The 19,163-nt window shown below is 65.2% G+C and carries 22 protein-coding genes; 15 read left to right on the top strand and 7 right to left on the bottom strand.

Annotation, left to right across the window (positions count from 1 at the left end):
* The first annotated feature begins 1 nt into the window (after position 1).
* From pgsA to ACZF5Y_RS10580, 6 genes are all read left to right on the top strand, one after another.
* Positions 2-598 carry a CDP-diacylglycerol--glycerol-3-phosphate 3-phosphatidyltransferase gene (gene pgsA, locus ACZF5Y_RS10605; RefSeq protein ID WP_497532621.1) on the top strand — a complete coding sequence of 199 codons (597 nt, stop codon included), beginning with the start codon at positions 2-4 and terminating at the stop codon, positions 596-598.
* The gene (locus ACZF5Y_RS10600; protein WP_497532620.1) at positions 595-1,197 is read left to right on the top strand and encodes a CinA family protein; all 603 of its coding nucleotides are present in this window, start codon (positions 595-597) and stop codon (positions 1,195-1,197) included. Before pgsA ends, ACZF5Y_RS10600 begins: the two co-directional genes overlap by 4 nt.
* Before the next feature lie 22 nt (positions 1,198-1,219).
* Positions 1,220-2,677 carry an amino acid ABC transporter substrate-binding protein/permease gene (locus tag ACZF5Y_RS10595; protein WP_497532619.1) on the top strand — a complete coding sequence of 486 codons (1,458 nt, stop codon included), beginning with the start codon at positions 1,220-1,222 and terminating at the stop codon, positions 2,675-2,677.
* Positions 2,674-3,447 carry an amino acid ABC transporter ATP-binding protein gene (locus ACZF5Y_RS10590; RefSeq protein ID WP_497532618.1) on the top strand — a complete coding sequence of 258 codons (774 nt, stop codon included), beginning with the start codon at positions 2,674-2,676 and terminating at the stop codon, positions 3,445-3,447. The genes ACZF5Y_RS10595 and ACZF5Y_RS10590 overlap by 4 nt, the downstream gene beginning before the upstream one ends.
* Positions 3,448-3,666: 219 nt before the next feature.
* Complete coding sequence (locus ACZF5Y_RS10585; protein ID WP_053353429.1) at positions 3,667-3,987, top strand: helix-turn-helix domain-containing protein; 321 nt, start codon at positions 3,667-3,669, stop codon at positions 3,985-3,987.
* A 116-nt stretch (positions 3,988-4,103) separates the two neighbouring features.
* On the top strand, positions 4,104-4,337 hold the full coding sequence (locus ACZF5Y_RS10580) for a DUF3046 domain-containing protein (protein WP_497532617.1): 234 nt from the start codon (positions 4,104-4,106) through the stop codon (positions 4,335-4,337).
* Here ACZF5Y_RS10580 and ACZF5Y_RS10575 read toward each other — a convergent pair.
* On the bottom strand, positions 4,334-4,993 hold the full coding sequence (locus tag ACZF5Y_RS10575) for a CatA-like O-acetyltransferase (RefSeq protein ID WP_497532616.1): 660 nt from the start codon (positions 4,991-4,993) through the stop codon (positions 4,334-4,336). The two genes, ACZF5Y_RS10580 and ACZF5Y_RS10575, sit on opposite strands and share 4 nt — an antisense overlap.
* Before the next feature lie 273 nt (positions 4,994-5,266).
* Here ACZF5Y_RS10575 and recA point away from each other — a divergent pair, with 273 nt between their 5' ends.
* Positions 5,267-6,331, top strand: a complete 1,065-nt coding sequence (recA, locus tag ACZF5Y_RS10570) for a recombinase RecA (RefSeq protein ID WP_497532615.1) — start codon at positions 5,267-5,269, stop codon at positions 6,329-6,331.
* 174 nt (positions 6,332-6,505) lie between these two features.
* Entirely contained in the window at positions 6,506-7,168 is a 663-nt protein-coding gene (locus ACZF5Y_RS10565) for a regulatory protein RecX (RefSeq protein WP_497532614.1), read from the top strand.
* A gap of 13 nt (positions 7,169-7,181) precedes the next feature.
* Here the strand turns inward: ACZF5Y_RS10565 and ACZF5Y_RS10560 are convergent, their stop codons facing one another.
* Positions 7,182-8,000, bottom strand: a complete 819-nt coding sequence (locus ACZF5Y_RS10560; protein WP_497532613.1) for a N5-glutamine methyltransferase family protein — start codon at positions 7,998-8,000, stop codon at positions 7,182-7,184.
* A 92-nt stretch (positions 8,001-8,092) separates the two neighbouring features.
* Here ACZF5Y_RS10560 and miaB point away from each other — a divergent pair, with 92 nt between their 5' ends.
* From miaB to dapF, 4 genes are read left to right on the top strand one after another with little or no spacing between them, the layout of a single operon-like run.
* Positions 8,093-9,661 carry a tRNA (N6-isopentenyl adenosine(37)-C2)-methylthiotransferase MiaB gene (gene miaB / locus ACZF5Y_RS10555; protein WP_497532612.1) on the top strand — a complete coding sequence of 523 codons (1,569 nt, stop codon included), beginning with the start codon at positions 8,093-8,095 and terminating at the stop codon, positions 9,659-9,661.
* On the top strand, positions 9,658-10,626 hold the full coding sequence (gene miaA / locus ACZF5Y_RS10550; protein ID WP_497532611.1) for a tRNA (adenosine(37)-N6)-dimethylallyltransferase MiaA: 969 nt from the start codon (positions 9,658-9,660) through the stop codon (positions 10,624-10,626). The genes miaB and miaA overlap by 4 nt, the downstream gene beginning before the upstream one ends.
* 16 nt (positions 10,627-10,642) lie before the next feature.
* Positions 10,643-11,107, top strand: a complete 465-nt coding sequence (locus ACZF5Y_RS10545) for a GNAT family acetyltransferase (protein WP_497532610.1) — start codon at positions 10,643-10,645, stop codon at positions 11,105-11,107.
* Positions 11,108-11,117: 10 nt separating this feature from the next.
* Entirely contained in the window at positions 11,118-11,999 is an 882-nt protein-coding gene (gene dapF, locus ACZF5Y_RS10540) for a diaminopimelate epimerase (RefSeq protein ID WP_497532609.1), read from the top strand.
* Here dapF and ACZF5Y_RS10535 read toward each other — a convergent pair.
* Together ACZF5Y_RS10535 and ACZF5Y_RS10530 are read right to left on the bottom strand one after the other, a co-directional pair.
* The gene (locus tag ACZF5Y_RS10535) at positions 11,996-12,463 is read right to left on the bottom strand and encodes a bleomycin resistance protein (RefSeq protein ID WP_497532608.1); all 468 of its coding nucleotides are present in this window, start codon (positions 12,461-12,463) and stop codon (positions 11,996-11,998) included. The genes dapF and ACZF5Y_RS10535 overlap by 4 nt on opposite strands.
* The gene (locus tag ACZF5Y_RS10530) at positions 12,463-13,077 is read right to left on the bottom strand and encodes a class I SAM-dependent methyltransferase (protein WP_497532607.1); all 615 of its coding nucleotides are present in this window, start codon (positions 13,075-13,077) and stop codon (positions 12,463-12,465) included. The genes ACZF5Y_RS10535 and ACZF5Y_RS10530 overlap by 1 nt, the downstream gene beginning before the upstream one ends.
* Before the next feature lie 86 nt (positions 13,078-13,163).
* Here ACZF5Y_RS10530 and hflX point away from each other — a divergent pair, with 86 nt between their 5' ends.
* Complete coding sequence (gene hflX / locus ACZF5Y_RS10525; protein WP_497532606.1) at positions 13,164-14,741, top strand: GTPase HflX; 1,578 nt, start codon at positions 13,164-13,166, stop codon at positions 14,739-14,741.
* A gap of 76 nt (positions 14,742-14,817) precedes the next feature.
* Here hflX and lipA read toward each other — a convergent pair whose 3' ends face one another.
* The 3 genes from lipA to lexA form a co-directional block, all read right to left on the bottom strand.
* Positions 14,818-15,831 carry a lipoyl synthase gene (gene lipA, locus ACZF5Y_RS10520; protein WP_497535331.1) on the bottom strand — a complete coding sequence of 338 codons (1,014 nt, stop codon included), beginning with the start codon at positions 15,829-15,831 and terminating at the stop codon, positions 14,818-14,820.
* Between the two features lie 26 nt (positions 15,832-15,857).
* Positions 15,858-16,574, bottom strand: coding sequence for a lipoyl(octanoyl) transferase LipB (gene lipB / locus ACZF5Y_RS10515; protein ID WP_497532605.1), 717 nt, complete (start codon positions 16,572-16,574; stop codon positions 15,858-15,860).
* A gap of 113 nt (positions 16,575-16,687) precedes the next feature.
* Entirely contained in the window at positions 16,688-17,353 is a 666-nt protein-coding gene (gene lexA / locus ACZF5Y_RS10510) for a transcriptional repressor LexA (protein ID WP_497532604.1), read from the bottom strand.
* Positions 17,354-17,612: 259 nt separating this feature from the next.
* Here lexA and ACZF5Y_RS10505 point away from each other — a divergent pair, with 259 nt between their 5' ends.
* The gene (locus ACZF5Y_RS10505; RefSeq protein ID WP_497532603.1) at positions 17,613-18,020 is read left to right on the top strand and encodes a LysM peptidoglycan-binding domain-containing protein; all 408 of its coding nucleotides are present in this window, start codon (positions 17,613-17,615) and stop codon (positions 18,018-18,020) included.
* A gap of 26 nt (positions 18,021-18,046) precedes the next feature.
* Entirely contained in the window at positions 18,047-19,135 is a 1,089-nt protein-coding gene (locus tag ACZF5Y_RS10500) for a histidinol-phosphate transaminase (protein WP_497532602.1), read from the top strand.
* Positions 19,136-19,163 lie beyond the last annotated feature (28 nt).

The raw sequence follows: 19,163 nt of genomic DNA, 5'->3' as shown, positions 1-19,163 counted from the left end.
CATGACCGGCATCGAGCAGCCAGCAGCTGCACCCAGCAACTGGAACGCCCCGAATATCATTACCGGCGCGCGAATCGTCGCGACACCGTTCTTCCTGTGGATGCTGCTCGCCGGAGGCGCTGACGGCCCGTGGCGATGGGCCGCGGCCGTGTTCTTCGTGTTGGCAATCGCCACGGATGCCTGGGATGGCCATCTGGCCCGGTCTCGAGGCCTCATCACTGATCTCGGCAAGCTGCTCGATCCGATCGCCGACAAATTTTTGACGGGCGCTGCGCTCGTCGGGTTGTCGATCCTGCTGGAACTCCCGTGGTGGGTGACTGCAGTCATTCTCGTGCGCGAGATCGGCATCACTATCCACCGTCTGATGGTGGCGCACGATGTCGTGCTGGCTGCAGCCTGGGCCGGGAAACTGAAGACGGTGGCGCAATCAGTCGCAATCACGCTCGCGCTGCTCCCGTTGGCCAGTGTCATGGGGCCCGCCGCACCGGTCGCGGTGTGGGCCAATATCGTGACGATGACGATCGCACTTCTCCTCACCATCTACAGCGGCATCGACTACGTGCTCGGCTACCTGCGGGCGCGAAACGCGGCGCGATGACCGCGTCGCGACTCGGGGAGGAGGTCGTGTCGCTTGCGACGCGCCTCACCGCGCGTATCGCGATTGCGGAATCTCTGACTGGCGGGATGCTGACCGACGCGATCGTTTCGATTCCGGGGGCCTCGCGCGTGCTGAGCGGGGGCATCGTGGCCTACGACACATCGCTCAAGCGAACGTTGCTCGGCGTGGATGCCGGGCTCCTGCACCGACAGGGTCCGGTCGACCGACAGGTGGCGATCCAAATGGCAGCCGGCGTGCGCGTCGCCTGCGCGACGCCGCGCACGACATCAGCCGCCGCACCCGCCGACTTCGGTATCGCCACGACAGGTGTTGCGGGCCCTGACCCCGATCCGCAGACCGGGCAGCCTGCCGGTACGGTATGGATCGCTGTCGCCTGGGACGGGGGCGTCGAGTGCGAAGAGCTTGCCTGCTCGGGCGACCGTGCGGCGGTGCGTAAAGCGACCGTCGTGCGAGCGCTTGAGCTTCTGCACCGAGTGCTTGCGTCCGTAGAGAACGCCGCACCGCACCGTGCCGGCACCGACTCTCGCTACGCTGGAGACGAAACGGTCACCGCAGATCGCGGTGACCCCGTTCCGTAAAGGGGAAACGAGAGTGCCGAAAATGAAACGCTGGAACCGCGTGCGCGCGGGGCTCGCGGCGGGCTTTGCGGCGGTACTGCTGCTGGGAACTGCTGCAGCTGCGACGGCGGTCGCGCCGACTCAGGCCGAGGGGAAGACCTTCGTCATCGCGACCGATACGACGTTCGCACCGTTTGAATTCCGGGATCCGTCAACCGGTGATCTCGTCGGTATCGACATGGATCTGATCAATCAAATCGCTGAAGATCAGGGATTCGACGTCGAGATCCGCTCGCTCGGGTTCCAGGCTGCGCTGTCCGCGTTGCAATCGGGCCAGGCCGACGGAGTCATCGCCGGCATGTCCATCACCGACGAGCGCAAAGAGATCTTCGATTTCTCCGAGCCGTACTTCGAATCCGGCGTGCAGATGGCAGTCGCCGCGAACAACTCGAACATCTCGAGCTACGAAGATCTCGAAGGGGAGACCGTCGTCGCGAAGTCGGGTTCGGAAGGACTCGCCGAAGCCGAGAAGCTCTCCGGTGAGTACGGATTCACCGTGAAGGCACTGGACCAATCGGCGACGATGTACGAATCGGTCAAGAATCAGTCCGCGGTCGCGGTCTTCGACGATTACCCGGTGCTCGCCTACGGCATCACCCAGGGCAACGGTCTCAAGGTCGTGACCGACAAGATTCCGGGTGGTGAGTACGGCTTCGCCGTATCGAAGGGGAAGAACCCGGAACTGCTCGCAGCGTTCAACGATGGCTTGGCGAAACTGAAAGCCGACGGAGGCTACGACGACATCCTGAACACGTATCTCGGCGACACCGAGGCGACGTCGAGTGCCGGTGGAAACATCTTCGCCCTCGTGGGGCAGAGCTGGCCGGCGCTCTCGAAGGGCCTGTGGAACACCGTTTCCATCACCGTCGTCTCGTTCGTGATCGCGCTCGTGCTCGGCCTCGTCTTCGGGTTCATGAAGATCTCCACCTCGCGAATTCTGCGCGGGATTGCGAGCGTGTACGTCGCGGTCTTCCGCGGTACCCCGATTCTCGTCTGGGCGTTCCTGTTCTACTTCGGTCTGCCACAGTTGACCGGAGCGCCGGGCAACGTCTTCATGGCAGGCGTTGCAACGCTGGCATTGAACGCAGGCGCCTATCTGACGGAAATCGTGCGCGGTGGCCTGCAATCGGTCGACCCGGGCCAAATGGAAGCGGCGCGGTCGCTGGGGCTCGGCTGGGGTCGCTCGATGCAGCGCGTCGTCATGCCGCAGGCCGTGAAGATGTCGATGCCCTCGATCATCAACCAGCTCGTCATCACGCTGAAGGATTCGTCGCTGCTGCTGACGATCGGATTCGCCGAGCTGCTGTACCAGGCCCAGCAGATCTACGCGGCGAACTTCCGCACCACCGAAATGCTCATCATCGTCGGCGTGATGTACTTCATCGTCATCACCCTGCTGACCTGGCTCGCGAACATCGTTGACAAGAAGGTGAACAAGTGACCGAGAGAATCGTGACCGAAAACCTCGTGACCCACAATGGAACGCCGGCGATCGCCGTCACCGGGCTGCGCAAGTCGTTTGGGAGCAATGAAGTGCTCAAGGGGATCGACTTGACCGTCGAGGTGGGGGAGGTCGTCTCCCTCATCGGCCCCTCCGGGTCGGGGAAGTCGACGATCTTGCGATGCCTGAACCGTTTGGAAGAGCCTTCCGGGGGCAGCGTCGTCGTGGGTGGCGTTGAGATCACGCAGGGCAATGTCGATATCAATGCCGTGCGTCAGCACATTGGAATGGTCTTCCAGCACTTCAACCTGTTTCCGAACATGACGGTGCTCGAAAACATCATGCTCGCACCGGTCGACCTCAAGAAGAAGTCAAAAGCCGATGCCCGTGATGCTGCCCTCGCGCTGCTCGAGCGCGTCGGCCTCGGCGAGAAGGCCGATGCGCGGCCCGCTTCGTTGTCCGGCGGTCAGAAGCAGCGCGTCGCCATCGCCCGCGCGCTGGCGATGGAGCCGAAGATCATGCTCTTCGACGAGGCAACATCGGCGCTCGACCCCGAGATGGTGGGGGAGGTGCTGCAAGTCATCCGCGACCTCGCCGCCTCGGGTATGACGATGGTACTGGTGACGCACGAGATGGGTTTCGCGCGCGAAGTCTGCGATCGAGTGGTGTTCATGGCAGACGGCGTCGTCGTCGAGTCGGGGCAGCCGGAAGCCGTGTTCGGAAACCCGCAACAGCCGAGAACCCAGGAGTTCTTGTCGAAGGTGCTGTAGTGCTCGACCTGTGAATCGATGATGCGAAAGCTGGATCTTCGCTGAACTTGAGTCGCCTTGACTCAAGTTCAGCGAGATTTCAGGAATACAACGGTTATGCTCGGAGTTGTTCACAGTACGGCGATCGAGATTCGGTCGGCGCACTCGCAGCGACAACCGTGTCGCTCTGCGGGTATGGTGGAGGCACGACTCGGGTTGTGCACGTAAAGGAGGGTTCACATGGTGCTGATGCGTCAAGAGATCGGCGACGTGCTGCGTGACTTCCGGTTGCAGAAGGGCCGCACGCTGCGTCAGGTAGCCGGCGAGGCCAGTGTTGCACTCGGGTACCTCAGCGAGGTCGAGCGCGGGCAGAAAGAGGCGTCGAGCGAGATTCTTGCTGCCGTCGCCGATGCGCTTGATACGCCGCTGTCGGTCATTATGGGCGAAGTGAGCGAGCGACTCGCGGTGGTCGAAGGGCTGTCGCTTCCGATGGTTCACCGGGTGCCCGACACTGTGCCAGCGGAATTGGTCTCGGGCTTCGCGCCCGAATTGGTGTCTTAGTTCGTGCGCATGGAATGCGCCCGGCGCGCTGTGCCGGAAAGCGCCCGCCCCCATCGGGGCGGGCGCTTCGCTGTGCTCGGGGTTGGTCGTGGTCGCGAGGGAGCGCGCCTGTGCGCATGAGTGAGTTCCGACGTGCGTGCCGCGCGGAGTTCGGCTCGGAGTATGCGCCGATTCTGCTGCGAGATCACTGGCTTTCGGTGTTGGGCGGAACGGCTGATGAGGCGATCGCGCGAGGCGTGGCGCCTCGCGCGGTGTGGGATGCGCTCTGCGCCGACCTGCAAGTTCCTGTGGCGCGCAGGCACGGCCGCGGGCTCCCCGATCCACGAGACGGGGCCGGGCGCGAGCCTTAGGCGCCTTGCAGCCAATTGGGCTGAGCGAATCGTTCGCTGATGTCTGCCAGTAGGCGACCGCTGTGCAGGCCGTCGGCTGCGGCATGGTGCACCTGCAATGCGAGCGGGAGCAATACGCGTTCATCGCGTTCCACATACCTGCCCAGCGTGAAGATGGGTGCCAGGTGCTGCGTGCTCTTCGGAATGCTCAGCGCAAACGCCGTAAAGCTCGCCCACGGCAGGCTGGAAATGTCGAAGGTGTTCGGCGGGGCGTCGTGCTGAGGAAACATCTGAGTGGCGCGAGATGCGCGATCGATGAGTTCGCTGGCGCGATCGTGAAACTCGGTGAAGTCGCTGGAGTAGGGCGCCCAAACGGCACTGAATGTCTCTCGCTCCGGGTTGAGCACGGTGAACATGGGGTGCGTGCGTTCCCAGATCGCGGGGGCGCCTGAAGCCATCGACGTCATGCGGAACGGGTCGTGGCGCTGCACGGCATCGGAGATGGCCCAGATCTGAGCGGCGTATGCGCGCTTCCGGTAAGCGCGTGTCGCGGCGACGAATTCGGTGACATCGACCTCGACGGTGATGGCGTAGCTGCAGGGAACCCGCGAAAAGTAGTGTTCAAAGGCTTCGTGGCGGGGCCAGTGCTCGACGTCGATTGGTACGGCGGTATCCATGGTTCATTGTCCCAGAGGGTGCCGATGGTCAGGTAGGGCGGACACGCCGTGCGCATATTCGAAACTGTGTTCGAATGGTGTTATGTTCATCCACAGGTGGTTGTGTGCACGTATTCATCCACAGTTCCGTCAAACCGAGCTCGAATGTCGGTGGCGGAATCTAGGGTAATCAGCACACGGCACCCAACGCCTTGTCTGCCCCAATCGGGGCCGAGACAGTATGCAGGCACCACCACCCAGCGGCTCGCCGCGCAGATGAAAAGGAACCCAGCCATGGCAGCACCGAAAGATCGCGAGAAGGCCCTTGAGGCAGCACTCGCGCAGATCGACAAGAACTTCGGCAAGGGCGCGATCATGCGCATGGGCAGTCAGGAGCGCGCGCCGGTCGAGGTGATTCCCACGGGCTCGGTCGCACTCGATGTCGCCCTCGGTATCGGAGGCATCCCGCGGGGCCGTATCGTCGAGATCTACGGCCCGGAATCTTCGGGCAAGACCACACTGACGCTGCACGCTATCGCGAACGCGCAGCGGGCTGGAGGCATTGCTGCGTTCGTCGATGCCGAGCATGCACTCGACCCCGAGTACGCGAAGAAGCTGGGTGTCGATATCGATGCACTGCTCGTGGCACAGCCCGATACGGGTGAGCAGGCGTTGGAGATCGCAGACATGCTGATCCGGTCGGGGTCGGTCGACCTGGTCGTCATCGACTCGGTTGCGGCGCTCGTGCCGAAGGCCGAGATCGAGGGTGAGATGGGTGACGCACATGTCGGTCTGCAGGCTCGACTGATGTCGCAGGCCCTGCGCAAGATCACCGGCAGCCTCAGCGCGACGAAGACGACCGCGATCTTCATCAACCAGCTCCGTGAGAAGGTCGGGGTGTTCTTCGGCAGCCCTGAGACGACCTCAGGCGGTAAAGCCCTGAAGTTTTACGCGTCGGTACGACTCGATATCCGTCGTATCCAGACGCTTAAAGACGGTACTGACGCGGTCGGTAACCGCACGCGCGTCAAGGTCGTCAAGAACAAGATGGCGCCGCCCTTCAAGCAGGCGGAGTTCGACATTTTGTACGGCATCGGCATCTCGCGTGAAGGTTCGCTGATCGATTACGGTGTCGAGCAGGGCCTCATCAAGAAGAGCGGCGCTTGGTTCACCTATGACGGAGACCAGCTGGGCCAGGGCATGGAGAACGCTCGTCGCTTCCTGATCAACAACCCTGATATTGCGCTCGAGATCGAAGAAAAGATTCTGACGAAGCTGGGTGTGAACGGGCGCAAGGAAGAGGCTCCGGCTGAGCCCGCTGTGGCGGATGCAGCTCCCGAACAGCGGGCGAGCGCGTAGCCCATGGCCGTGCGCTTCTTGCCTCCGTCTGACGCGGAGCACCCGCGTCAGACGGAGGACCGAGGTGACCTCGCCGAGGTGATCGAGCTACGCTCACAGCTACGGCGCCCAGACCGGGTTGCCGCTGCCTCCCCGGAAGCGGCAAAGCCGTCCCCGGGCGTCGAGCCTACGGTGTTGCGGGGCCATGCTGGCTCCGAGGCGACGACGGGAACGCGACCGATCGTTCGTGCGGATTTCGGAGGCGTCGCGTCGCTGCTGCAGACCCCGCCCGAGGAGTCGACGGCCACTGAAACCGTGAGCATGCCCGACCTCGACGAAGAGCCCGAGAAGCCGATGCGTACTGCGCATGAAGACGGCGTGCGCGTGCTCGGTAGAAGAGCGCGCTCCAGCGGGGAACTCCGCGCGGAGCTCATGCGACTTGAGCACGATGCAGATGAGATCGAAACGGTGATCGACGAGTTCACCCGCAGTCTGTATCTCGATGACCTCGGCCTGGCCCGCACCCTTACGGAGAGGCTGCGTGACTCGAAAGGAGCGAGTCGCTCCCAGATTCGGGTCAAATTGAGAGCCCGCAAACTCCCCGACGATGCCATCGAAGCAGCTCTCGGCGAGCTCGATGTCGATCAGGAATTCGAGCTGATGCGTGAGACAGCGAAGCAACGAGCGGCGAAACTCGGTGGTCTGGAGCATCAGGTCGCCGAGCGTCGACTGCTCGGCTTCCTCGCTCGACGAGGCTGGTCGGGTGAGCCAGCGATGCGCGCGGCGCGCGAAGCACTGGAAGGGTCACGCCGAGCTTCGCGAGGCTCGCGCGGTGGTTCCGGCGTGCGGTTCCACTGACCGGCGCCATCGTTCAGCGCAGGAGCGTGGCCGCCAGTACGCAGGTGTGCCCGTCGCTCGCGTTGTGCCGCGTCGCCGCGTAGCCTTTTCTCGCGGCGCATTCGGCCGCCGCATCGAACTGCTCGTCATGCAGCTCGATCAGCAGAGTCCCCGCCTCCAGCTCACGTGCATCCTCGATCAGTCGGCGCACGTGATCCAACCCATCAACGCCGGCAGTCAACGCGGTGCGCGGCTCGTACTCGGATGCTTCTCGCGGCAACAGGGCGAGCGCGTCGTCTGGTACATACGGCGGCACGGCAGCAATCACATCGATCCGTTGATTGCATTGCCGAAGCAGCGTCGACAGCCCGTCGCTGACGCGCGTCTGCCCACCCGATCCGAGGTTCACCGACGCGTGAGCGACGGCACGTGCATCATGATCGACCGCCCACACTGCGGTGCTCGGACATGCGCGTGCCACCGACGTCGCGATGGGAGCGACGCCGCAGTAGGCCTCCACGAAGACGGTTGATACGCCAGCGCGTGCCACTCGCTGCACCCGCTCGACGGCGAGAGCAGCCAGAAAGAGCGAACGCTGACGCGGCACGAACACGCCTGGGCCGACCGACAACCGGAGGTCGCCGAACTCGACCCACCCCACCAGAGGCTCGAGAGGCTCACCCGCGGCCCGGCGTTGTTCCATCGATTCGAGCAGATGCCAGTCACCCGCTGCCCGTTCCCGAAGGATTTCGGCTTCCTGTTCGGCGAAGACGCTTCCGGCGGCGCGCAGCCGAGCGGTCAACCGCTCGTGCGACCAATGCTCCGCCGCTGCGGTATCAGGGGAACTCGGCATGCGTCGAGTGTACGCGCGCACGTGAGATGAGCTCGCGGGAGCCGCGTGCGTCCGTCAGGGAAGGTGCGGAGCCCGCGAGTACACTGAATCTCATGAGTTCCGCCCTTGCCGACCCCATCGAAATCGCCCCGTCGCCAGCCGCATTGCGCAGCGACGGCACGCGGCGGAGCTTTACGGTGCGCACGCTCGGCTGCCAGATGAACGTCCATGATTCCGAGCGACTCTCAGGCTCTTTGGAGGCCGCGGGGTACGTCGAGGCCGAGCGCGCAGACGACGCCGATGTCGTCGTCATCAACACCTGCGCCGTGCGTGAGAACGCGTCCAACAAGCTCTACGGCAATCTCGGTTACCTGGCCTCTGTGAAGCGCGAACGCGACGGCATGCAGATCGCCGTGGGCGGTTGTCTGGCCCAAAAAGACCAGGGCACGATCGTTGAAAAAGCGCCCTGGGTTGACGTGGTCTTCGGCACCCACAATATGGGGTCGCTACCGGCACTCCTGGAGCGCGCACGCCACAATGCCGAAGCGCAGGTCGAGATTCTCGAGTCGCTCGAGGTCTTCCCGTCGACACTGCCGACGAAGCGCGATTCGGCGTCGAGCGGTTGGGTGTCCATCTCGGTCGGGTGCAACAACACGTGCACGTTCTGCATCGTTCCCTCCCTGCGTGGCAAGGAGAAAGACCGCCGCCCCGGCGACATTCTCGCCGAGGTACGGGCGCTTGTTGACGACGGTGCGATCGAGGTCACGCTGCTCGGCCAGAACGTCAACACGTACGGCGTCGAGTTCGGCGATCGAGGGGCGTTCGCGAAGCTGCTGCGCGCCATGGGCGATATCGAGGGCTTGGAGCGCGTGCGTTTCACGAGCCCGCACCCCGCAGCGTTCACCGATGACGTGATCGATGCGATGGCCGAGACTCCCAATGTGATGCCGGTGCTGCATATGCCGCTGCAGTCGGGCTCCGACACGATTCTGAAGGCGATGCGGCGCTCCTACCGGTCGAAGAAGTTCTTGGGAATCCTCGACGCCGTGCGTGAGAGAATTCCGCACGCTGCGATCACTACCGACATCATCGTCGGCTTCCCCGGAGAGACCGAGGAAGACTTCGCCGATACGCTCCGTGTGGTTGAGCAGTCGCGATTCGCCAGCGCGTTTACGTTCCAGTACTCGATTCGCCCGGGCACTCCCGCGGCCGAAATGGACGGGCAGCTGCCGAAAGCCGTGGTGCAAGAGCGGTACGAGCGGCTGCACGCGCTGCAGGAGCACCTCTCGTTCGAAGAGAATCAGGCGCAGATCGGTCGCACGGTCGAAGTGCTGGTCTCGGCCGGCGAGGGCAAGAAGGACGCGGCGACTCGCCGGCTCTCAGGGCGCAGTGAAGACAACCGACTGGTGCACTTCGCAGTTCCCGAAGGTGCAGACGAACCTCGCCCGGGCGACGTGGTGCGCGTCGAGGTGACCTCGGCAGCTCCGCACTTCGTCATCGCGGATTCCGGCCTCCCGACAGAATCCGGTGTCCCAGGCACGTACGCGGTGCGTCGAACGCGCGCGGGCGACGCCTGGGATCGCCGGCAGGCCGAAAGCTGCGGCGTGCCGGCAGCGCCGGCCGCGGGCGACACGGCGCCCCGCGTTGTGAGCCTGGGGCTTCCCGCGATCCGCACGCGATGATCGCGCAGCAGGACGCTGCGTCACCGCGTCTCTGGGCGATCGTCGGGGCAACGGGCACCGGCAAGTCCGCGCTCTCGCTCGACCTCGCTGAACGGCTTGCCGAATCCGGGGTGCGCGCGGAGATCGTCAACGCCGATTCCATGCAGCTGTATCGCGGAATGGATATCGGCACGGCGAAACTGCCGCCCAGTGAGCGCCGGGGGATCCCGCATCATCTGTTCGACGCGCTCGAACCCCGAGAAGAGGCGACGGTCGCCTGGTATCAGCCCCGGGCCCGCAGGGTGATCGAGGAGATTCATGCGCGCGGTGCCGACGCGGTACTGGTCGGTGGATCGGGGCTGTACGTCTCAAGCGTGCTCTTCGACTTCCAGTTTCCGCCCCGCGATGACGCGTTGCGCGCCGCACTGGAAGCCGAACTGGCCGAAGACGGCGTGCACGTGTTGGTCGAACGGTTGCGCGGGCGTGACGCGGCGGCAGCCGATGCGGTCGACATACGCAACCCGCGTCGGGTCGTGCGGGCGCTTGAGGTCGCGCTGCTCGGCGGAGATGCTCAGGTCACGCTGCCTGCGGAGCCGAAACTCTGGCACGATCGTGCGCCCGGTGCGACCCGCATCGTCGGGGTGCGCGCCGAACGCGCGGATCTCGTCGAGCGGCTCGACCGACGCGTCGAGCAGATGTGGGCCGATGGCATTGTCGACGAGGCGCGCGGCTTACTGCCCCACGGGATCGCCGAGGGGCCGACTGCCTCGCGCGCGATCGGCTACGCGCAGGCGCTGGCGCAGCTCGAAGGCCGCCAGACGCAGGACGACGCCATCGCAGAGACGCGGATGCTGACCCGGCGCTATGCACGCCGCCAGGTGAGCTGGTTCAAACGCTACCCCGCGGTCGAATGGGTGGAGGCGGGGGAGCTGCCGCGATCCTGCACCGCCTCGGCCCCCGCAACCCCGCCGATATCGGCACCGTGACGTCGAGGAGTGACGCATGACGAACCTTCCCGGAGCGACCCCGAGCGAGACCGTGCAGATCCGGGCCTGCACAGACGACGATCGCGCCGCCGTGATTGGGTTGTGGGAGGCCGCCGGGCTCACGCGTCCGTGGAACGACCCGCAAGCCGATTTCGCCCGCAAACGGCTCGTGCAGCCGGAGCTCTTCTTGGTCGCGGTCGTCGGTGGCACGATCACCGGAACAGTCATGGCCGGCTATGACGGGCACCGTGGGTGGTTGTACTACCTCGCAACCGATCCGGCACGTCGCGGCGCCGGGATCGGGTCATCGCTCGTGCGTGAGGCCGAGCGTCGCCTCGTCGAGATGGGATGCCCGAAAGTGCAGCTCATGGTGCGTCCCGACAACTCCGGCGTGATCAGTTTCTACGAGGGCCTGGGCTACGGCGAGGGTGAAGTGCTGTTGCTCGGCAAGCGCACGATTGAGGACGCACCACCCGCGTAAACTGGTCGGTATGGCGACGCTCGCATTCACCAAGGGACACGGCACTGGCAACGACTTCGTGCTCTTCACCGACCCCGATGGCGAACGGGCGTTGACCCCGGAGCAGATCCGCTTTCTGTGCGATCGCCGGTTCGGTATCGGTGCTGATGGCGTGATTCGCGCCGTGCGTTCGCGGGCGCTGCCCGAGGGTGCCGCGATCCTCGCCGAAGAGCCCGATGCCGAGTGGTTCATGGATTACTGGAATGCCGACGGCACCCCGGCCGAGATGTGCGGCAACGGTGTGCGGGTTTACGCGCACTACCTCATCTCGGAGGGGCTCGTTGCTCCCGAGCGCCGCGACACCCTCCCGATTGGCACGCGCGCTGGCGTGAAAGACGTGCTGGCCGGAGTTTCGGGGTACACGGTCGACCTGGGGCGCTGGCGGCTCGCAGGTGAACGCCTGGTCGCCGCGCAGGGGCTCGACGTGGCGCGACCGGGGCTCGGTATCGATCTCGGCAATCCGCATGTCGTGACGGCGCTGGCGGATCCCGCCGAGCTCGAGGGGCTCGATCTTGCGCGGGTGCCCGCGCTCGACCCGGTGCCCGCCGACGGTGCAAACGTCGAGTTCGTCGTGCCCGAAGAACCGCTGATCCAAGACGGGGTTGCGCGCATTCGCATGCGCGTGCACGAGCGCGGGGTCGGCGAAACGCTGTCGTGCGGCACCGGCACCGCGGCGGCTGCACTCGCGTTCCGCCACTGGGGTGGGGAGGGCATGCCCAACCACTGGCGTGTCGACGTTCCGGGCGGCCGGTTGGCTGTGCGAATGTTTCCGACGGAGGAGGGCGAGCATGTGTCGCTCAACGGGCCGGCAGAGCTCGTCTACTCGGGCGAGATCGAACTGCCTGACGCTTAGAGGCCGGCCGTTTCGGATCCCGCTCGATTGCTGCGGTCCCGGTGACCGAGCGAGGTCTGGAAACGAACGAGATATCCGTCGGGATCGGCGACGATGAACTGGGCAACGCCGACCTCTCGGATTTCGTCGACGCGGTACCAGCGGGTCTCGGGTTCCATGAAGAGAGGGTGGTTCGCCACCCGAAGCGCTGCAAGAATCGGCGCAAGATCACCCACCGAGATCTGAAAATTGATGCCACGGCCCAGGGGGCGCTCAAGCGGGGCCGGAATCCAGTTGCGCCCGACACCCTGCTGTTCGAGCATGATGTGCGCGCTGCCTCGGGTGAGATAGGCGAACCCCTCCTCGGGACGGTCATACGCAATCTCGAATCCGCAGAGACCGCACCAGAATGCGAGGCTCCGAGGGGTGTCGTCAACGAGCAGCTCAGGGACGAGTGCTGGTGCGGGCTCGCATTGCGCCACCATCAGCGCTCGATGCGGATGATGTGGAAGCCCTTGTCGCGGGCCGCCCGCTCCACCTCGAGTTCGGTGAATTCGTCGGCGATCCAGCGCTGCAGCGAATCCGCTCCGAGATGCTTTGCAACCACAAGGTGCGCGAAGCCGCCCTCGTCCAAGCGCGGCAGCCAGGTGCGCAGAATGTTGTGCAGTGCCTCCTTGCCCACGCGGATCGGCGGGTTCGATCGAATCTCACCGAAGCGCAAATCGGCCGGCACTTCGTCGGGTGCGGCGACATGCACATTCGTGAGCCCGAGTCGGGTGGCGTTGCGGCGGGTGAGTTCGCGCGAGCGCTCGTTCACATCGACCGCCCACACGTCGCGCTCCGGAGATTCGAGTGCGGCGTCGAGCGCGATCGGGCCCCAGCCGCAGCCGACGTCGAGCACTGATGCTGCCCCCGCGCGGCCGAGGGCTTCGGCCGCGGGCAGCTCGCGGAGCAGAATCGCCGTGCCGCGATCGAGCTGCTCGGGGCTGAAGACGCCGCCGGCGGTGAGCACGGTGCGGGTCGCACCCGCGAGTTCGACCTCGATCTCACGGGGTCGGAAGTCGCCATCGGGTGCTGCGGAGAAGTAGTGCTGCGTCACGTGACCAGTATTCCAGCCCGAAGGGGGATGCGCCGACGGCGAACGCGCGACGCGCCCGGGCGCACGCCGCGTACACTTGAGGTCAGATGACGAAACGTAGTGCAGAAGATGCAGGCCTCGCAGTCGAGGACGCTCCCGTGACCGGTGAGCGCGAAATCACCCCCGCCGACTCGGTCGATCCGCTCGACCGGGTGCTGGCGCGTGCCCGCGCGACGGGCTCCGCCACAGTGATTCGCGATCTGACGAGCGGCGCGCAGGCGCTCGGCGATGCCGCGCACGACGAGCTCGGAGCGAATCTCGACGCGATTCGCATGGAACGCGAAGATCGCGCCTCCCTGAAACGCGTCGTCGGGCTTTCGACCGAGCTCGAAGATGTCACCGAGGTCGAATATCGCCAGCTGCGGCTCGAGAACGTCGTGCTCATCGGCGTCTACTCCCAGCGCACGACCGATGACGCCGAGAATTCGCTGCGCGAGCTCTCGGCACTCGCCGAAACCGCAGGCGCCCGAGTTCTCGACGGGCTGCTGCAGCGCCGCGCCAACCCCGACCCGGCGACGTACCTCGGCAAAGGCAAGGCCCAGGAGCTCGCAGAACTCGTTGCGGCCGTGGGAGCCGATACGGTCATTGCCGACACGGAGCTGGCCCCCAGCCAGCGTCGCGCGCTCGAAGACGTGGTGAAGGTGAAGGTGATCGACCGCACCGCGGTGATTCTCGACATTTTCAGCCAGCACGCGAAGAGCCGCGAGGGCAAGGCCCAGGTCGAACTCGCTCAGCTGCAGTACCTGCTGCCGCGACTGCGCGGGTGGGGTGAATCGATGTCTCGCCAGGCCGGTGGCCAGGTCGGGTCGGCGGGCGCGGGCATGGGCTCGCGCGGGCCGGGTGAGACCAAGATGGAGCTCGACCGACGCAAGATTCACACGCGCATGTCGAAGCTGCGCAAGCAGATCGCCGGCTTCGCCCCCGCGCGCGAGGCGAAGCGCGCGAACCGCAAGCGCGGCGAAGTGCCGTCTGTTGCGATCGCCGGGTACACGAACGCGGGCAAGTCGAGCCTGTTGAACCGATTGACCGGCACCCAGGAGCTGGTGCAGAACCAGCTGTTCGCGACGCTCGATACGGCAATCCGCCACGCCGAGACCGCGGATGGCCGCACGTTCACCTACGCCGACACGGTCGGCTTCGTGCGCAATCTGCCGCATCAGCTCGTCGAGGCCTTCCGATCGACGTTCGAAGAGGTGGGCGACGCGTCGGTGATCCTGCACATCGTCGACGGTTCGCACCCCGACCCCGAAGCGCAGCTGCGCACCGTGCGCGACGTCATTTCCGAGGTCGACGCGCAAGACATTCCCGAGCTCGTCGCCTTCAACAAAGCCGACCTGCTCGACGATTCGCAGCGGTTGGTACTGCACGGCCTCGTGCCCGATGCCGTGTTCGTGTCAGCACGCACGGGTGAGGGGATCGAGGAGCTGCAGCGGCGCATCGATGCGGCTCTGCCGGTTCCGGATCGCGAGGTCACCGTCATCGTGCCCTACGATCGCGGAGATCTCGTCGCCGAACTGCACGAGCGCAACCGCGTGCTCGAGACCGAGTACGTCGAAGCAGGCACCCGGGTGCGCGCCTACATCACCGCCGAGATGGCGTCGAAGATCGAACCGTATCTGATCTAGGACGTGTGTTCCGGGTGCCGACTGCAGCACGGCGCCCGGAACCCCCGTTTCGGCGCTGTCTTGAGGCGTTCCCGTGTTACACCGAGCCAACGGCCGAAGCGCCGATCGCCTGCGGGTAGGAGGCGGGGGCACGCTCGGTCAAGTGTCGCAGTGCCTCAGGCACCGGCCGACCTTGAGCCTGCATCGTCTGAGCCCAGAGCCGACCGGCGCGATACGACGAACGCACCAGCGGGCCGGCGAGTACCCCGTCGAATCCGAGCGACTCCGCCTCCTGCTGCAGTTCGACGAACTCTTCTGGCCGCACCCATCGGTCAATCGGGTGGTGTAGCGACGATGGGCGAAGGTATTGCGTCAGCGTGATGATGTCGCACCCGGCATCGCGCAACTCGACCATGGTGTCGGTGATCTCGGCGCGGGTCTCGCCCATGCCGAGAATGAGATTGGACTTCGTCACCATGCCGGCATCCCGGGCGAGCGTGATGACTCCGAGTGAGCGCTCATAGCGGAACCCCGGCCGAATGCTGCGGAAGATGCGCGGAACGGTTTCGAGGTTGTGCGCGAACACCTGCGGAGCGGCTTCGAAGACCTGCGCCAGATCTTCGGGGCGCCCGCCGAGATCGTCGGCGAGTACCTCGACGCCGGAACCCGGATTGAGTTCGTGAATCTGCCGGATCGTCTCGGCGTACAACCACGCACCGGTATCGGGCAGGTCATCGCGCGTCACGCCTGTGATCGTCGCGTACTTCAGGCCCATGGTGCGCACCGACTCCGCGACGCGGCGCGGCTCGTCGCGGTCGAGCGGCAGCGGTTTGCTGCTCGTGATCATGCAGAAGTCGCACCGACGCGTGCAGATCGACCCGCCGATGAGGAAGGTCGCTTCGCGATCCTCCCAGCACTCGAACACATTCGGGCACCCCGCCTCTTGGCAGACGGTGTGGAGCTTCTCGCTGGCAACGAGGTTGCGCACCTCTTGGTACTCGGGCCCCAGCCGTGCGCGCGTCTTGATCCACTCGGGCTTTTTCTCGATGGGCGTCTCGGCATTGCGTGCCTCGATGCGCAGCAGCTTGCGACCCTCGGGCTCCGGGCGCAGGCCGGTCGAAGGGAGGCGACGCGCGCTCATGCGACGAGCTCCGCGATTGCCTCGATCACGAGGGGGTGCAGGATCGGGGCGACTTCGGCCGGCCGCACCGTGCGCCCGGCGAGCGCGCTGATGGTGGTGACCCCGGCATCGCGAATGCCGCACGGTACGAACTGCGCGAACGGGGCAAGATCGTTGCTGCAGTTGATTGCGAGGCCGTGCGTGATGACTCCGGCCCGCGCATGCAGGCCGATCTGGGCAACCTTCGTCGGGGGATCGGCCGGTGTCGTCGCGTCGCACCACACACCGGAGCGCCCCTCGACGCGGTACCCGTCAACGCCGAGCGCGTCGAGCGTGGCAATAATGGCGGTCTCGAGCGACCGGACGAGATCGACCACGCCGGCTCCCGGACGCAGTCGCACGATCGGGTACGCAACGAGTTGCCCCGGCCCGTGCCAAGTGACCCGGCCGCCGCGGTCGACCGGAACGACGGGCGTACCGTCGGTGGGGTACTCGTCGCGGTCAGCGCGTCGGCCCGCCGTGTAGACCGCGGAGTGCTCGAGGAGCAGAAGCGTGCCGGAATCGGTGCCACGGGTCACGCGTTCCGCTGCTGCGGCCTGCAGGCGGAGTCCGTCGGCATATTCCACGAAGTCTGGCGCGAGGCCGATCACGTCCACTCGGGGTGATGTACCGAATCTGGCGACGGTGTACTGCGATGCGGAGGAGGACGGAGGTGCTGCAGCGATGCTGGACATGCGAACAGATTAGATGTACTCGGTGCAACAAATCAAATTGCGCGAAAAAGGCGCACACCTCATGGAGCGAAGTGTGAGCCTCGGGGCGTGAGGTGCAAGGGTCGGTTGTGGCGTTACACCGAGCGGAAGACTGCCACCACGCGACCGAGCACTTCGGCGTGGTCGCCGAGAATCGGTTCGAATGCGCTATTGCGCGGAAGGAGCCATGTGTGGCCGTCGCGGCGACGGAAGACCTTGACCGTGGCCTCGCCATCCAGCATCGCGGCGACGATGTCGCCATTCTCCGCTTCGCGCTGCTGTCGAATAACTACGAAATCACCATCGCAGATCGCAGCATCGATCATCGAATCGCCGACGACGCGGAGCATGAAGAGCTGGCCGTCTCCGACGAGTTGCCGGGGGAGCGGAACGATCTCTTCGACTTGCTGGTCGGCGGTGATGGGAACGCCTGCCGCAATCTGGCCGACGAGCGGCACGTACGCGGCTTCCTCGACCTGCTGGGTCGGCGCGTCTGCGACTGCGTTCGCAGTCGAAGCGAGTTCGACGAGGATCTCGAGGGCCCGAGGCCGGTTCGGATCTCGCCTGATATAGCCGCCCAGCTCGAGGCGGCTGAGTTGATGGGTCACGCTGGAGAGTGAGGAGAGGCCGACCGCATCGCCGATCTCGCGCATGCTCGGCGGGTAGCCACGGCTCTCGACGGAGCGCGCGATGCACTCGAGGATCGCCTGCTGCTTTTCACTCAGGGGCTTCGTGGAACGGGGCACGGCGGTGTCGCTCATCGCGGTCCTTTCTCGAGCCCGGAGGGCTGTCTGGCGGCGGCGATCCATGAATGTCGGTGGTGGCTGATTCAGTGATGCCGTTGACGAAACCATAGCCGCGACATTCGAACACGGGCAAACACGTGTTCGAGTGTCGGCGAAAAAGATCGGAACATATCTTCGATCACGGGCTTGAAGTTTCGATTCATCGAATATATATTCGAAACAGATGTTCGCACGGACGCATGTTCGTGGCGATCACGACCGAAGGGACACCATCATGAGCGCAATCGCGACCCTGACTCACGAGACGATGCCGGCACCGCGCGTGGCAACTGCGACGCTGCGACTGACCCGTCGTGGCCGTGTGGTGTTCGGCGCGCTCGCGACGGTGCTGGTGGCCGGAGTGCTCGCCCTGGTGGCAGCCTTCGCGGCACCGGAAGCGATGGCAACGGCGCAGGGCTCCGATGGTCAGCAGTTCGAATACGTAGTGGTGCAGCCGGGGAGTTCGCTCTGGTCGCTGGCGACGGAGCTCGACCCCTCTGCCGACCCCCGAGACCTGGTCTCGGAGATTGTGCAGCTCAACCAGCTCGACGAGTCGTCGGTGCAGGCCGGCGAGGCGATCGCTGTACCGCTGCGATACTCAGAAAGCCCGTTGGTCGTGTCGGGCGACGAACTCGGAGCCTGAGGTACTCTCGCCTCTAGACTGGTTCGGTGACCAGTCTGAGTGACCTTCCTCTCCGCGACAACCTCGTCGGCAAAGAGCCCTACGGGGCTCCGCAAGATGCGGTTCCTGTCAGCCTGAACGTGAACGAGAATACGCATACGATTCCGGAGCACGTCGCCATTGATATCGTGCAGTCGCTTGCACACGCAGTGACTGGCGTGAACCGATACCCCGATCGTGAATTCACTGAATTGCGTGAGGCGTTGGCCGGGTATCTCGGGCACGGTCTCACTGCGGAGCAGCTCTGGGCGGCGAACGGGTCGAACGAGGTGTTGCAGCAGATACTGCAGGCCTTCGGCGGGCCTGGCCGGACTCTCCTCAGCTTCACGCCGACCTACTCCATGTACCCGCTGCTCGCCTCGGGCACCGACACCGCGTGGATTCCGGTCGAACGCCCCGCCGACTATGCGCTGACGCCTGAGCTGGTGGTCGCTGCGCTGCGCGAGCACCAGCCCGACATCGCGATTCTCTGCGGCCCGAACAACCCCACCGGCACTCCGCTCGATCGCGCCGTCATTGAAGCGGCGTACGAGGCGTTCGACGGCATGCTCATCGTCGATGAGGCCTACCACGAGTTCGATGCGGAGCACGAGAGTGCTGTCACGCTGCTCCCGGGGCGTCACCGACTGTTGGTGTCTCGCACGATGAGCAAGGCATTCGCTTTTGCGGGGGTGCGCCTCGGCTATCTTGCGGCTGATCCCGCGGTCGTCGATGCGCTGCGGCTCGTGCGTCTGCCGTATCACCTTTCCGCGCTGACGCAGGCGGCTGCCACAGCAGCGATTCGTCACGCCGATGCAATGCTGGCCACTGTCGCTGACATCCGGTCGCAGCGCGATCGGCTCGCCGAGGCGCTGGTGCAGCTTGGCTATCGCGTGCATAATTCGGGTGCCAATTTCCTGCTGGTCGGCGGGTTCGCCGACCCCGAAGCGACCTTTGCCGCGTTGCGCGAGCAGGGCATCCTGATTCGCAACCTGAGTATTCCGGGGCACCTCCGCATCACGGCCGGTACCGAGGCCGAGACGAGCACGGTGATCGCCGCGATCACTGCGCTCGGTGCCGGAGGCGCCCGCTCCTGAGCGAGCTCCCGCAGACGGATAGACTGAA

The organism is Leucobacter sp. WKLB1, assembly GCF_059696215.1.
Note: the sequence above shows the minus strand (reverse complement) of the source record. Positions and strands in the feature narration are given on the sequence as shown.

Excerpts from the sequence above, each read along its gene's own strand:
- pgsA (WP_497532621.1), top strand. The coding sequence starts at position 2 with ATGACCGGCATCGAGCAGCCAGCAGCTGCACCCAGCAACTGGAACGCC.
- ACZF5Y_RS10600 (WP_497532620.1), top strand. The coding sequence starts at position 595 with ATGACCGCGTCGCGACTCGGGGAGGAGGTCGTGTCGCTTGCGACGCGC.
- ACZF5Y_RS10595 (WP_497532619.1), top strand. The coding sequence starts at position 1,220 with ATGAAACGCTGGAACCGCGTGCGCGCGGGGCTCGCGGCGGGCTTTGCG.
- ACZF5Y_RS10585 (WP_053353429.1), top strand. The coding sequence starts at position 3,667 with ATGGTGCTGATGCGTCAAGAGATCGGCGACGTGCTGCGTGACTTCCGG.
- ACZF5Y_RS10580 (WP_497532617.1), top strand. The coding sequence starts at position 4,104 with ATGAGTGAGTTCCGACGTGCGTGCCGCGCGGAGTTCGGCTCGGAGTAT.
- ACZF5Y_RS10575 (WP_497532616.1), bottom strand. The coding sequence starts at position 4,993 with ATGGATACCGCCGTACCAATCGACGTCGAGCACTGGCCCCGCCACGAA.
- recA (WP_497532615.1), top strand. The coding sequence starts at position 5,267 with ATGGCAGCACCGAAAGATCGCGAGAAGGCCCTTGAGGCAGCACTCGCG.
- ACZF5Y_RS10560 (WP_497532613.1), bottom strand. The coding sequence starts at position 8,000 with ATGCCGAGTTCCCCTGATACCGCAGCGGCGGAGCATTGGTCGCACGAG.
- miaB (WP_497532612.1), top strand. The coding sequence starts at position 8,093 with ATGAGTTCCGCCCTTGCCGACCCCATCGAAATCGCCCCGTCGCCAGCC.
- miaA (WP_497532611.1), top strand. The coding sequence starts at position 9,658 with ATGATCGCGCAGCAGGACGCTGCGTCACCGCGTCTCTGGGCGATCGTC.
- ACZF5Y_RS10545 (WP_497532610.1), top strand. The coding sequence starts at position 10,643 with ATGACGAACCTTCCCGGAGCGACCCCGAGCGAGACCGTGCAGATCCGG.
- dapF (WP_497532609.1), top strand. The coding sequence starts at position 11,118 with ATGGCGACGCTCGCATTCACCAAGGGACACGGCACTGGCAACGACTTC.
- ACZF5Y_RS10535 (WP_497532608.1), bottom strand. The coding sequence starts at position 12,463 with ATGGTGGCGCAATGCGAGCCCGCACCAGCACTCGTCCCTGAGCTGCTC.
- hflX (WP_497532606.1), top strand. The coding sequence starts at position 13,164 with ATGACGAAACGTAGTGCAGAAGATGCAGGCCTCGCAGTCGAGGACGCT.
- lipB (WP_497532605.1), bottom strand. The coding sequence starts at position 16,574 with ATGTCCAGCATCGCTGCAGCACCTCCGTCCTCCTCCGCATCGCAGTAC.
- lexA (WP_497532604.1), bottom strand. The coding sequence starts at position 17,353 with ATGAGCGACACCGCCGTGCCCCGTTCCACGAAGCCCCTGAGTGAAAAG.
- ACZF5Y_RS10505 (WP_497532603.1), top strand. The coding sequence starts at position 17,613 with ATGAGCGCAATCGCGACCCTGACTCACGAGACGATGCCGGCACCGCGC.